10 protein-coding genes are annotated in these 13,084 nt (G+C 57.6%); 6 read left to right on the forward strand and 4 right to left on the reverse strand.

The genetic code is table 11. The features are described 5' to 3' along the window. Position 1: 1 nt before the first annotated feature. The gene (locus ACR0I7_RS07660) at positions 2–745 is read left to right on the forward strand and encodes a rhomboid family intramembrane serine protease (protein WP_480509622.1); all 744 of its coding nucleotides are present in this window, start codon (positions 2–4) and stop codon (positions 743–745) included. Positions 746–800: 55 nt separating this feature from the next. Here the strand turns inward: ACR0I7_RS07660 and ACR0I7_RS07665 are convergent, their stop codons facing one another. Then, positions 801–1,631, reverse strand: a complete 831-nt coding sequence (locus ACR0I7_RS07665; protein WP_480509623.1) for an IclR family transcriptional regulator — start codon at positions 1,629–1,631, stop codon at positions 801–803. Between the two features lie 200 nt (positions 1,632–1,831). Between ACR0I7_RS07665 and bhcA the strand changes: the two genes are divergently transcribed. Further along, positions 1,832–3,022 carry an L-aspartate--glyoxylate aminotransferase BhcA gene (gene bhcA, locus ACR0I7_RS07670; protein WP_480509624.1) on the forward strand — a complete coding sequence of 397 codons (1,191 nt, stop codon included), beginning with the start codon at positions 1,832–1,834 and terminating at the stop codon, positions 3,020–3,022. Between the two features lie 96 nt (positions 3,023–3,118). On the opposite strand, the gene ACR0I7_RS07675 is transcribed toward bhcA, so the two are convergent. Next, positions 3,119–3,904 carry an inositol monophosphatase family protein gene (locus tag ACR0I7_RS07675; RefSeq protein WP_480509625.1) on the reverse strand — a complete coding sequence of 262 codons (786 nt, stop codon included), beginning with the start codon at positions 3,902–3,904 and terminating at the stop codon, positions 3,119–3,121. A gap of 96 nt (positions 3,905–4,000) precedes the next feature. Next, positions 4,001–4,906: a LysR family transcriptional regulator gene (locus ACR0I7_RS07680; RefSeq protein WP_480509626.1), complete on the reverse strand. Its 906-nt coding sequence runs from the start codon at positions 4,904–4,906 to the stop codon at positions 4,001–4,003. A 94-nt stretch (positions 4,907–5,000) separates the two neighbouring features. On the opposite strand from ACR0I7_RS07680, the gene metF reads away from it, so the two are divergent. After that, complete coding sequence (gene metF, locus ACR0I7_RS07685; protein ID WP_480509627.1) at positions 5,001–5,867, forward strand: methylenetetrahydrofolate reductase [NAD(P)H]; 867 nt, start codon at positions 5,001–5,003, stop codon at positions 5,865–5,867. A gap of 1 nt (position 5,868) precedes the next feature. On the opposite strand, the gene ACR0I7_RS07690 is transcribed toward metF, so the two are convergent. Next, a complete protein-coding gene (locus ACR0I7_RS07690) occupies positions 5,869–6,954 on the reverse strand; it encodes a cupin domain-containing protein (RefSeq protein WP_480509628.1) in 1,086 nt (361 codons plus the stop codon). A 140-nt stretch (positions 6,955–7,094) separates the two neighbouring features. On the opposite strand from ACR0I7_RS07690, the gene ACR0I7_RS07695 reads away from it, so the two are divergent. From ACR0I7_RS07695 to ACR0I7_RS07705, 3 genes are all read left to right on the forward strand, one after another. Next, a complete protein-coding gene (locus ACR0I7_RS07695; RefSeq protein WP_480509629.1) occupies positions 7,095–9,368 on the forward strand; it encodes an NADP-dependent malic enzyme in 2,274 nt (757 codons plus the stop codon). 320 nt (positions 9,369–9,688) lie between these two features. Beyond that, a complete protein-coding gene (gene prpE, locus ACR0I7_RS07700) occupies positions 9,689–11,578 on the forward strand; it encodes a propionate-CoA ligase PrpE (RefSeq protein WP_480509630.1) in 1,890 nt (629 codons plus the stop codon). A gap of 66 nt (positions 11,579–11,644) precedes the next feature. Beyond that, positions 11,645–13,084, forward strand: a complete 1,440-nt coding sequence (locus ACR0I7_RS07705; RefSeq protein WP_480509631.1) for an amidase family protein — start codon at positions 11,645–11,647, stop codon at positions 13,082–13,084.

A 13,084-nucleotide genomic window follows, 5' to 3' on the forward strand; every position in this document is an offset into this window, starting at 1 on the left:
CATGTTTCCAATTCGTGATCATAACCCATCGGGGCGCACACCCTATGTCGTTTACGCCCTGATGGCAGCCAATATCGTGATCTTCCTGAGTTATATGGGGCTCATGGACGACCCGAGGCTGATCAATCGGTTCTATTTCGATTATGCGATCATTCCCGCCCGTATATCAGACGGCGTCGCGTATGAGACCTTGCTGACCTCGATGTTTCTGCATGGGGGCTGGATGCACCTGATCGGGAACATGCTGTTTCTCTGGATCTTTGGCGACAACCTCGAAGACGAGATGGGTCACCTGCCCTTTCTGTTGTTCTATACGGCAGCAGGCATTGGCGCGGGTCTGATCCACGTCGCCACAGCCCCAGCCTCGGTTGTCCCGACGATCGGGGCATCCGGTGCCATAGCAGGCGTCATGGGAGGGTATCTGCTGCTGTTTCCCAAGGCGCGCGTCGATATCCTGCTGATCCTGATTGTCTATATCCGCGTCTTTACGATTCCGGCCTTCATCATGCTTGGGATCTGGCTTGCGATTCAGTTCTTTGGCAGCCTTGCAAGCAACCCGGACGAAGGTGGGGTCGCCTATTGGGCGCATACAGGCGGGTTTGTGGTGGGGCTGATCTTGTGCGTACCGCTCTGGCTCAGACGCGGCGGGGTCGGTTTCTGGAACCGCACCCATGGCCATCCACCGCACCCTGAACACGAATACAAGCTGTCGTCGTCGCGCATTCCACGCATCCCACGCAAATAACGCTCGGTTGAGGTCTGATCACACAGGACCGGAGGCCGATTGCATCCAGCCTGCGTCATTTGTCAGAGCGTTCAGGGGCCGCGCCTCCGCTGAGATATGTGATCTCATGCGCGGCCTGCACAACCAGTGCGGCGCGTTCGGCAACGCGGTTGCTATCAAACCTGACCGTTGGACCAGAGACCGAAATACCCGCGCAGGGCTCACCCTTGTTGTCATAGATCGCCGCACCGGTGCAGGACATGCCCTCGTACCGCTCTTCCTGATCATGCGACCATCCCCGATCCCGCGTCAGGGCCAGATCCGTCCTCAGTGATGTTTCCGACGACAGGGTGTTTTCGGTAAACGCGATCCACTCGCTGGTCGCCAGTGTTCTTGCAAGAGCGGTCTCGGTCATGGCGGCCAGAATGGCCTTGCCTGTGCCCGACGCGTACATCGGCGTTCGGGCACCGGGCGGGAAAAACGCGCGGATCGGGTTCGAAGTTTCCACCTGGCCGATAAAAACCACATGCCCTGCATTTGGAACGGCAAGATTGGCCGTCTCTCCACTCTCTCGCATCAGACGCCTCAGGATTGGGCGGCCGATCTCAAGCACACTGTTGCGCAGCAAAAAGGAAACACCCGTCCGATAAGCTTCGACGCCGACCATCCATTCCTGACGGTCTTCATCGAAAGCAACGTAACCGTGTTTCTGCAAGGTCGTCAGAATACGGTGCGTTGTGGCCGTCGGCACATCCACCGCGCGCGCCAGATCGCTGAGCGAGGCGCGCTCAGAACCGGCAATCGAGGTCAATACGCCCAGCGCGCGATCCAACGACTGCATGGTTCCGGCAGAGCTTTCCTTAAACAGGGATTTGGGCCTGCCGCGCGGGCGCTTGGGCGTTTCCATTGCTGACTTCCCTTCTTTTTTCGCATTCCCGGGCAAGCCCTCTGCGCCACTCTTAGCGTCGAACATCAAAAATGAGAAACTGAGAGGTGTTTAGATTCAGCAGCTTACCCATTTAAATCCATAAATGAAAATATTTTTCAAGAAAATTGCACCTAACCGCCTGTCCAGCGACACTTGGACTGAAAGTGGAGGACAGAGTTATGTCAAATCAGAACCCGGTCTTTATCCCCGGCCCGACCAACATCCCCGATCGCCTGCGCCTTGCGATGCAGGTACAGACACAAGATCACCGCGCGCCCGACTTCATCGACACGTTCCTTCCGGTCCTTGAAGGCACCAAGAAGGTTTTTGGCACCACTGCGGGACAAGTGTTGGTCTTTCCCGCCAGCGGGACCGGAGGCTGGGAGGCCGCAATCACCAACACGCTCAGTCCGGGCGACAAAGTACTGGTTGCGCGTTACGGCGTATTCAGCCACCGCTGGATCGACTTGTGCCAGCGCCACGGGCTGAACGTTGAGATCATCGAATGCCCTTGGGGCGAGGGTGTGCCCACTGATCGTTTTCAGGCGATACTGGCAGCGGATACAGCCCAAGAAATCAACGCCGTATTAGTCACACATAATGAAACCGCCACGGGTGTACGCTCGGATATCGCAGCCGTGCGTCGCGCCATGGATGCCAGCACACATCCGGCGCTCTTGCTCGCGGATTGCGTCAGCTCTCTGGCCTCGATGCCGTTCGAGTTTGATCAATGGGGCGTCGATATCGCCGTGTCCGGATCACAAAAGGGACTGATGCTTATGACGGGTATGGCGATCCTGTGTGTCAGCCCCAAAGCCCTTGCGGCGATGGACGCGGCAAAACTGCCCCGGACCTTCTTTGATATCCAGGACATGATCGCCGCAAATGCCTCGGGCGGGTTTCCCTATACACCTCCGCTGCAACTGATCTATGGCCTGCGCGAAAGCCTCAAGATGCTGCACGAAGAGGGGCTGGACAATGTTTACGCCCGCCATGTTCGTCTGGCCGAGGGCGTACGCCGGGCCATTGACGCCTGGGGGCTGAAACTGGTGGCGCGCTCGCCCGAGCTATATTCGGATACGGTCAGCGCGATCTATGTGCCTGATGAATTCGACAGCAATACACTGACAGATCACGCGTTCAATGCTTATGGCGTGTCCTTTGGAGCCGGGCTGGGTCAGTTGGACGGCAAAGCCTTCCGCATAGGACATCTTGGAAGTTTGACCGATGTGATGGTCCTGTCGGGCCTTGCAACGATCGAGATGGCGATGGTTGACCTGAACTATCCCGTCAGGCTGGGCAGCGGTGTCGCAGCAGCGCAGGACTATTATCGCGCAACCAGGCCTCAAACTGCCAAGGTCGCGGCGTGAGGGCTTAAGAGCGATGTGCCCACTGTTATGCACAAAAAAGCGCGCCTCTGATTTTGGGCGCGCTTCTCAACATGGTCGGGGATCAGATGCCGGAGCTTATCCGCGGATCACCTTGGCAAAATTGTCAAAAATCGGCTCGTTGGCGCAGATCACCTCGCCATCCTCAAGTATGCTGCCCTCAGGGTTCAGCGCTTGAACAAAGCCGCCCGCTTCTTTCACGATGATGATCCCGGCGGCGAGATCCCAGGCGTTCAAACGGCGTTCCCAAAAGCCTTCGTACCGGCCCGCAGCCACGTAAGCCATGTCCAGAGCTGCAGCGCCCCAGCGGCGCACACCGGCACAGGCGGGCATCAGGCGCGCCAGATCCTGAAGTGTTGCCGGCAGGTCAGACCGGCCACCAAAGGGCAGACCAGTCGAAAAGATCGACTCGATCATGCGGTGACGGCCCGATACGCGGATACGCATATCATTCATCCACGCGCCTTCGCCCTTTTCGGCAAAGAACATCTCATCCTTTGCAGCGTCATAGATCACACCGGCAACGATTTTGCCTTTATGCTCTAGCGCGATGGACACCGCCCAATGCGGCAATCCGTGCAGAAAGTTGGTCGTGCCGTCCAGGGGGTCGACGATCCAGCGGCGGGTTGGGTCCTCGCCAGCAATCGCACCGCCCTCCTCGGCCAGCCAGCCATAGGTCGGACGCGCGCCCAGCAGTTCCTCTTTCAGAATTGCCTCAGCTGCAATGTCGGCCTTGGAGACAAAATCCCCCGCGCCTTTCATCGACACCTGAAGGTTCTCGACTTCGCGAAAATCCTTGACCAGAGAACGCCCCGCTTTGCGCGCGGCTTTGATCATGATGTTGAGATTTGCACTGCCAACCATTGTCCAAAGGCTCCTGTCCGGTCAAACCGCGCGTATACTGATGCAATGCGCCCTTGCCAAGAGGAATGATTTGCATAGCAGACCCGCGTTTCGCGCCTATTGCGATTGCAGCTTGCGCGCCTCGGTTCGGGCAAGTTTCACCAGTTCCTGAACAAAGGGTTTTTCCAGGTCCTCTGACCTGACTGCGGCATACAGGCGGCGGGTCACCCCTTCGGCGGTCAGCGGGCGCGTCACATAGTCCGAGTTGTACTTGACCTCTCGGACAACCCAGTCGGGCAAGACGGAAATCCCGCGGTTCGAAGCGACCAACAGCAATATGACAGCGGTAAGTTCCACTTGCCGGATCGTCGCGGGCTCGACCCGAGCCGGAATCAGCAGCTGACTGAAAACATCCAGCCGTGTCCGTTCGACCGGATAAGTGATCAGGGTTTGTCCGCGAAAATCATCCGCCTCGACATAGGGCTTGGCCGCCAGCGGATGCGAAGACGCGGCAACGAACACCGCATCGTAATCAAAGAGCTCGACAAACTCGACACCCGGCAAATCTTCGGGGTCGGACGACACCACCAGATCTACCTCTTCTTTTTGCAGGGCGGGCAAAGCGTCAAACGCCAGACCCGGACGGATATCAACATCCACATCCGGCCAGGATTTCCTGAACCCTTCCAGCACAGGGAACAACCATTCGAAACAGGCATGGCATTCGATCGCGATGTGCATACGGCCCGTCCGGCCGTCCCGAAGCGAAGAGAATTCATCCTGCATCGCCTCGACCTGGGGCAGGATTTGCTCGGCAAGGCGCAGCAGGCGCAGACCCGCAGCAGACAGCTTCATCGGCTTTGACCGACGCAAGAAAAGTTCGACACCGGCCTGATCTTCTAGCCCTTTGATCTGATGGCTCAGCGCGGATTGCGTGATGTTCAACTGATCCGCCGCACGCGCCAGACCGCCGCATTCGTGGATCGCTTTGACAGTACGAAGGTGCCGGAATTCGATATGCATCTTTCGAAACACTCATGTTGTTCTTGAGTAATATGAGTTTGTCTCACAATGGTGGACATGGCACAAGAGCCCTGCAGAAACCAGTGAGGCCACGATGTCTAAGCCTGAAATCTCATTCGAATTTTTCCCGCCGCAATCGCTTGAGGCCTCATTCCGCTTGTGGGACACGGTCCAGACATTGGCACCGCTGGACCCTCGTTTTGTCTCTGTCACTTATGGCGCAGGCGGCACCACCCGTGAACTGACGCGGGACGCGGTGGCCACCTTGCACAAATCCTCGGGCCTATCGGTTGCTGCACACCTGACCTGCGTAGAAGCCACCCGGCAAGAGACGCTGGCCATTGCCAAAACCTTTGCCGAAGCAGGCGTTAAGGACATTGTCGCGCTGCGGGGTGATCCGCCAAAGGGGCAAGGAGAATTCGTGCCGCATCCCGAAGGTTTCCCAAACTCGGTCGAGTTGATTTCTGCGCTGGCTGAAACCGGTAAATTCAATATCCGGGTTGGTGCATATCCCGATACACATCCCGAGGCGGCCAGCATGGGTGCGGATATCGAGTGGCTCAAGCGGAAACTGGATGCAGGTGCTGATGAGGCGTTGACCCAGTTTTTCTTTGAGGCCGAGACCTTCTTTCGGTTCCGGGATGCCTGTGAAAAAGCGGGCATCGACAAGCCAATTGTACCGGGCATTCTGCCCATCGAGAACTGGAAAGGCGCGCGCAACTTTGCCAAACGCTGCTGTGCCCGGATTCCGGAATGGGTTGAGCAGGCGTTTGAGAAAGCTGTACGCGATGATCGCGAAGATCTACTGGCCACGGCCCTATGTACTGAACTGTGTTCCGAACTGATCGAGGGCGGTGTGGACAAGCTGCATTTCTATACGCTCAACCGGCCGGAACTGACGCGGGATGTCTGCTTTGCGCTGGGGATCACACCCAAGACCGAATTGCAGAACGTCGCCTGATCTAGCCTTGAGATGTGTTGAACGTACCGGGCAGTGTCACCTCGAGAAGTTCGACATCTTGTGACGGGTCCGACAACCGGGTCTTCATACCCGGAGGAATGACAAATGCGTCCCCCTGCTCCAACCGATATGGATCGCGGCCTTCCCCCTCGAGAGTCACCGCGCCATTCATCACGAATGTAAAATGAATATCCGTGTCGTGGCTGGCCCAGACCGGATCGCCCTGCCCGCGCCGGACAACCTGAACCCCGGCGACACCCTTGGTGTTTTCCGCAATCGTCGTGTCGCGACAAATATAGCCCGGCAGGCGAAACGGAACCCAGGTGGCCTCCTTGGCCTGATTATACACAAATCGCTGGCCATCCCATTCGCGTTCCGGGCGGAAATGCGGGGTTGGCAGTTGCATGTCGTGATCAATCTCGGTGACATGTTCGGCAGGGACGCCGATCTCGATAACCTGAACGTTGTCAGAGGCTTCCAGCACTCGGTGGCGGATTTCCGGTGGCTGGATGAAACAGTCACCAGCCGTTAGGCGCATCTTGTCTCCCTGATCCTCGTAAACGACATCCACCCAGCCATGGATGCAAAAGATCAGCTGAAAACCAACCTTATGAAAATGCACCATATCTGGCACCGGCCCACCATCGGGGATGCGAATGTGGCTGGCAATGATCGAGCCTCCCAACCGGTCCGGCACCAGATCGCGATACTGCATCCCCGCACGCCCGATGATCCAAGGGGCCTGATCCTTCAACCGCCGGACCACAAATGAATGCACCGTTTCAGGAACCACCAGAGGCGGATTGCGTTCCTCAATTTCGACCCGTGTGCCGTTGGGCGCGACGAGGCTGCGTTGACCATCTGCGAAGGCATCCGGGTTTTCGGTCAGGATGCGCAACGTGCCCGGCCCCTCGGGCGCGTCTTTTTCAATCCGCAATCGCAGACCATAGCCCGAGAACACGGCCGTCCGCGGATCGTCTGCCGGATAAATCATGTCCATCCGCAGGCCCAACACCTTAGTATAAAACGGTATGTCGTCGCGCAGCTCTTTGGTCGACAGGCGGATCTCGGCTATGGTGTCGGTCATACTATTCTCCTCTGTGCGGGACAGTGGATGGGAGCGCCGGAATTTACAAGCCGCCAGCAGTCGTTCGCCCTCATTTCCATGTTCCCCCCGGATCAGAAATAGTTTAGCCTTAAACTAAATTTCATTCGGGAAGGTTTGCAATGTCCGATACACCCAACCTGCGGCAGGCCGCGCTTGATTATCACGCACATCCAAAACCCGGAAAACTGGAAATCAAAGCAACTAAGCCGATGGCCAACGGGCGCGATCTGGCCCGGGCCTATTCGCCCGGCGTCGCTGAGGCCAGCCTGGAGATTAAAAGTGATCCAGCCAATGCCGAGCTTTATACCTCGCGCGGGAACCTGGTCGCTGTTGTTTCGAACGGCACAGCGGTGCTGGGGCTTGGCAATATCGGTGCGCTGGCGTCGAAACCCGTCATGGAAGGCAAGGCGGTTCTGTTCAAAAAATTCGCAGGCATCGATTGCTTTGACATCGAGGTGAATCAGCCCGACCCCGAGAAACTGGCGGATATTGTCTGCGCGCTGGAGCCGACCTTTGGCGCCATCAATCTCGAAGACATCAAGGCACCGGATTGTTTCATCGTCGAAAAACTGTGCCGCGAGCGGATGAACATTCCTGTTTTTCATGACGATCAGCACGGCACGGCAATCGTCGTCGGCGCGGCAGCGAAGAATGCACTGCACGTCGCGGGTAAGAAGTTCGAGGACATCAAAATTGTCTCAACCGGAGGCGGCGCGGCTGGGATTGCCTGTCTGAACATGCTCGTCAAACTGGGGGTCAAGCGCGAGAATATCTGGCTCTGCGATATTGAGGGGCTGGTGTACGAGGGCCGGACCGAAGACATGAACCCGCATAAAAGCCAGTTTGCGCAGAAATCGGACCTGCGCACATTGGATGACGTGATCGGTGGCGCCGATCTGTTTCTGGGGCTTTCCGGCCCCAACGTGCTTAAACCTGAGATGGTTGAAAAAATGGCGGATCGGCCAATCATCTTTGCACTCGCCAACCCCACCCCCGAAATCCTGCCTCAAGCAGCACGCGAAGTTGCCCCCAACGCGATCATCGCCACCGGGCGCAGCGATTTTCCCAATCAGGTAAACAACGTCCTGTGCTTCCCCTTTATTTTCAGGGGCGCACTGGATGTTGGTGCGACCGAGATCAACGACGCAATGCAGATTGCCTGTGTAGACGGGATTGCTGAGATGGCCCGCGCCACAACCAGCGCCGAAGCGGCGGCGGCCTATAAAGGTGAGCAGCTGACATTTGGCCCCGACTATCTGATCCCCAAACCCTTTGATCCGCGCCTGGTTGGCGTTGTCTCTTCTTCAGTTGCCAAAGCCGCGATGGAAAGCGGCGTTGCCAAGCGGCCCATTGCCGATCTCGACGCCTATAAGGAACGCCTAAACGAAACGGTCTTTAAGTCCGCGCTTCTGATGCGTCCTGTTTTCGAGGCCGCCGCAGTCGCGTCCCGTCGGATCGTGTTTGCGGAGGGTGAAGACGAACGTGTTCTACGTGCCGCGCAGGCCATCCTTGAGGAAACCACCGAAACGCCGATTCTGATCGGCCGCCCAGAGGTGATCGAAGCGCGATGCGAGAAACTGGGGCTGGTCGTGCGCCCCGGCCAGGATTTCGAAATCGTCAACCCACACAATGATCCACGATATTATGAGTATTGGTCATCCTATCATCAGTTGATGGAGCGTCGCGGCGTAACGCCGGATCTGGCCAAGGCCATCCTACGGACGAACAACACAGCGATTGCCGCCATCATGGTGCACAGGGGAGATGCCGACAGCATGATCTGCGGCACGTTTGGCGAATATCGCTGGCATCTCAACTATGTTGAACAGGTTCTGAATGACGGTAACCTACGCCCGCACGGGGCGCTATCCCTGATGATCCTCGAAGATGGTCCGCTGTTCATTGCTGACACGCATGTGCGGCAATTGCCGACACCAGAGGAGCTGGCCGAAATCACCATCGGTGCCGCACGTCATGTCCGTCGCTTCGGACTTGAACCCAACATTGCATTCTGCTCGCAATCACAGTTCGGCAACCAGGCCGAGGGTTCAGGCAAGCGCCTGCGCGGCGCAATCTCGATTCTGGATCAGGAGCCGCGAAACTTCACCTATGAAGGCGAGATGAACCTTGATGTTGCGCTTGATCCGGAGCTCCGCGAACGGATTTTTCCCAGCTCGCGCCTGAAAGGATCTGCAAATGTTCTGATCTTTGCCCATGCGGATGCAGCCAGCGGCGTGCGAAACATACTCAAGATGAAAGCTGATGGTATCGAAGTCGGTCCCATCTTGATGGGCATGGGCAACAAGGCGCATATCGTCACCCCCTCGATCACTGCGCGCGGTCTTTTGAACATGGCAGCGATCGCGGGCACACCCGTCGCACACTACGGCTAGCACGACAACCAAAGGAGCGGTGAGCGTGTTGTCAATTCCCCTGGCCTCACGCGGACACAACTCTTCTGCGGAGAAGAGGCTATAACCACAATCCGAATCTACGACGCGCCAACCTTTGCATGATAAAGTTTGCAGATTTGCAAAAATTTCGCTCAGGTGAATATAGCCCTTAAAATATGATAGTTTGCAAAAATTTGCACCCAATAGAAGGTACATCTGCAAATATTTTGCGATAAACTGACGCGTCGATATTGCGACAGCTTGCCCCCAATCTTTTCGACGCCTAACACGAGGCGAGGAGATTTTGGGAGGAAACAGTCATGACGTATCAGGACGTGTACGAGAGCTGGAAAAAGGACCCGGATGCATTCTGGATGGAGGCCGCAAAAGGGATCGACTGGGTTCAGGCTCCGACCAAAGCTCTGTTCGACGAGAACGCCCCGCTCTACGAGTGGTTTTGCGATGCCAAGGTTAATACATGCTGGAACGCCGTCGACCGTCATGTTGAAAATGGACGCGGAGAGCAAACTGCCATCATCTATGACAGTCCAATCACGCATACCAAACGCGAAATCTCTTATGTCGAGCTGCGCAACCGAGTGGCAACGCTTGCCGGCGCCCTGCGCGCCAAGGGGATCAAAAAAGGAGACAGGGTCATCATCTATATGCCGATGATCCCCGAGGCTTTGGAAGCCATGCTGGCCTGTGCGCGGCTGGGCGCGGTCCATTCGGTGGTGTTTGGCGGCTTCGCCAGCAACGAGCTGGCCGTTCGCATCGACGATGCGAAACCCAAAGCGGTTATCGCCGCCTCCTGCGGAATGGAGCCCGGACGGGTTGTGCATTACAAACCGCTGCTGGATGGGGCTATTGAACTCGCCAGCCATAAACCCGATTTCTGTGTAATTTTCCAGCGTGAACAGGAGGTTGCGCAGCTGAATGAGGGACGCGACGTCAACTGGCACGGGTTCCAGTACGGTGTGGAACCGGCAGAATGTGTGCCCGTTTCCGGCAATGACCCCGCCTATATCCTATATACATCCGGCACAACCGGCGCCCCGAAAGGTGTTGTCCGTCCAACCGCAGGCCATCTGGTTGCTTTGAACTGGACGATGAAGAACATCTATAACGTCGAGCCGGGCGAGGTATTCTGGGCCGCCTCGGACGTCGGCTGGGTCGTCGGGCATTCCTATATCTGTTACGCCCCGTTGATCCACGGCAACACCACGATCGTTTTCGAAGGCAAACCCGTTGGCACACCTGATGCTGGCACCTTCTGGCGCGTGATTTCCGAGCATAATGTCAAAAGCTTTTTCACCGCCCCAACAGCGATCCGAGCGGTCAAGCGCGAGGACCCCAAGGGCGAGCTTTTGCAGAAATACGACCTCACCAGTCTCAAGGCGCTATATCTTGCCGGTGAACGTGCGGACCCCGACACCATCACCTGGGCACAGGACGCGCTAAAGGTTCCGGTAATTGACCACTGGTGGCAAACGGAAACCGGCTGGACGATTGCAGGCAATCCGCTAGGGATCGAAGAATTGCCGGTCAAGCTTGGATCACCGGCCAAGCCCATGCCAGGCTATGACGTTCAGATTCTGGATGAGGGCGGACACCCGATGAAACCCGGTGAACTGGGCGCGATTGCCATCAAACTGCCCCTGCCCCCCGGAACATTGCCCACGCTGTGGAATGCCGAGGAACGGTTCAGGAAATCGTATCTGGAGCAATTCCCCGGATATTATGAAACCGGCGATGCGGGCATGATTGATGAGGACGGATACCTTTACATCATGGCCCGCACCGATGACGTCATCAATGTAGCAGGCCACCGCCTGTCAACCGGCGCGATGGAAGAGGTTCTGGCCGCCCACCCCGACGTTGCCGAATGCGCCGTGATCGGCGTCTCGGACCAGCTGAAGGGACAAATGCCAGTGGGTTTCCTCTGCCTGAACGCGGGGGCAGACCGGGGCCACGCTGATGTGGTTCAGGAAGTTGTCAAAATGGTTCGGGACACAATAGGCCCCGTCGCAGCCTTCAAACTGGCTGTTGTTGTGGATCGGTTGCCCAAGACTCGGTCTGGCAAGATTTTGCGGGGCACCATGGTCTCAATCGCGGATGGCAAAGACTATAAAATGCCCGCAACGATCGACGACCCCGCCATTCTTGATGAGATTGCCGTCGCGCTCAAGACGATCGGCTACGCGCAATAGCCTCGCGCGCGTCGGGGTTGCAACCCGATACAGACCGCCTACTGTGCCCTCTATATCGGAGGGCACATGCAAAACAGCGATATCTGGCGCCTGAACGCCACCGAGCTAACCGTGCTGACAAGAACCGGCGATCTGAGCGCAGAGGCGGCAGTTCAAAGCGCAATCACCCGAATGCGCCAGATCAATCCGGCCCTGAACGCCGTTGTCGAAGATCTGAGCATTGAGGCGCTTGAGCGGGCACGCACTCTGGACCAAACCCGTGCCAAAGGCGCGGCCACGGGGCCGCTGCACGGTGTCCCGGTGACCATCAAGATCAACGTGGATCAAAAAGGCCACGCCACCACAAACGGTGTTGTCGCATTGAAAGATGTCATTGCGCCGGACGATGCCCCGGTTGTTACCAACCTGCAAAAGGCCGGTGCAATCGTGATCGGGCGCACGAATACGCCCGAGTTCTCTTTCCGGGCTGATACCGACAATCTGTTGCATGGTCGCACGTATAACCCGTGGGGCCGGCATATCTCGCCCGGTGGATCGTCGGGGGGTGCCGGCGCAGCGGTGATGGCGGGTATTGGCGCACTGGCGCATGGCAACGACATTGGCGGCAGCCTGCGCTTTCCGGCCGCGGCGAACGGAGCGGTTACGGTGAAACCGGGGCTGGGTCGCGTTCCCGCATGGAACCCCAGCCAAACGGTCGAAAGAGGTCTGCTGGCACAATCCATGTCAGTGCAAGGTCTGATCACCCGCTCAGCCGCCGATCTGCACCTTTCGATGCCCAGCCTGATCAAAGCCGATCCGCGTGACCCGTTTCATGTCGTACGACCGTGGCGGGGCGACACGCCCTCAGACCCGATCAAGGTCGCATTCACCAAGAACACCTTTGGATACGCCCTGCATCCGGAGGTCGACAAGGCGCTGGATACCGCAAGCGAGGCGCTGAGGGATGCGGGCTATCTGGTCGAAGAGGTCGAGCCGCCTGACGTGTTTGAATGTGGCCGCAATGGGTATCGCGCATTGATGGGCGAAGTATTCACGCTGATGAATAAGGATATCGAGGCGGTCGGCTCTCAGACAATCCGCGATATCTTCGGCGTGTATTTCCAGGAATTCCCGCCCCTTCTGGGCGACGAGCTGCTACACATGATGGCCCAACGCAGTCACTACGCGCGCGAATGGTCATTGTTCATGCAGGACTATCCGTTGCTGCTCTCGCCTTTCCTTCCGCAGCCGTTTTTCAGACCGGACCGGGATACAGAAGGCGCGGAAGGCGTGCATGAGGTATTGGGCTGCGCCGTCTATTCATATGCGATGAATTTCTTGGGCCTGCCCGCCGCTTGTGTGCCCGCGCGCCTGGCGGAGCTTACAACCGGCCCTCAGCCCATCAACATTCAGATCACAGGGCAGCAGTGGCACGAAGACATGACCGTGGATGCTGCACTGGCGATCGAGCAACGGGTGGGGGCAATGGCACCAACCCTGTGGCAGAAGATGGACCTCGTCGGGTAG

The organism is Ruegeria sp. AM1, from assembly GCF_056540745.1.

What these genes read in the sequence shown, in the direction of transcription:
- ACR0I7_RS07705 (WP_480509631.1), top strand. Translation starts at nt 11,645, where the DNA reads ATGCAAAACAGCGATATCTGGCGCCTGAACGCCACCGAGCTAACCGTG.
- prpE (WP_480509630.1), top strand. Translation starts at nt 9,689, where the DNA reads ATGACGTATCAGGACGTGTACGAGAGCTGGAAAAAGGACCCGGATGCA.
- ACR0I7_RS07680 (WP_480509626.1), bottom strand. Translation starts at nt 4,906, where the DNA reads ATGCATATCGAATTCCGGCACCTTCGTACTGTCAAAGCGATCCACGAA.
- metF (WP_480509627.1), top strand. Translation starts at nt 5,001, where the DNA reads ATGTCTAAGCCTGAAATCTCATTCGAATTTTTCCCGCCGCAATCGCTT.
- ACR0I7_RS07665 (WP_480509623.1), bottom strand. Translation starts at nt 1,631, where the DNA reads ATGGAAACGCCCAAGCGCCCGCGCGGCAGGCCCAAATCCCTGTTTAAG.
- ACR0I7_RS07695 (WP_480509629.1), top strand. Translation starts at nt 7,095, where the DNA reads ATGTCCGATACACCCAACCTGCGGCAGGCCGCGCTTGATTATCACGCA.
- ACR0I7_RS07675 (WP_480509625.1), bottom strand. Translation starts at nt 3,904, where the DNA reads ATGGTTGGCAGTGCAAATCTCAACATCATGATCAAAGCCGCGCGCAAA.
- ACR0I7_RS07660 (WP_480509622.1), top strand. Translation starts at nt 2, where the DNA reads ATGTTTCCAATTCGTGATCATAACCCATCGGGGCGCACACCCTATGTC.
- bhcA (WP_480509624.1), top strand. Translation starts at nt 1,832, where the DNA reads ATGTCAAATCAGAACCCGGTCTTTATCCCCGGCCCGACCAACATCCCC.
- ACR0I7_RS07690 (WP_480509628.1), bottom strand. Translation starts at nt 6,954, where the DNA reads ATGACCGACACCATAGCCGAGATCCGCCTGTCGACCAAAGAGCTGCGC.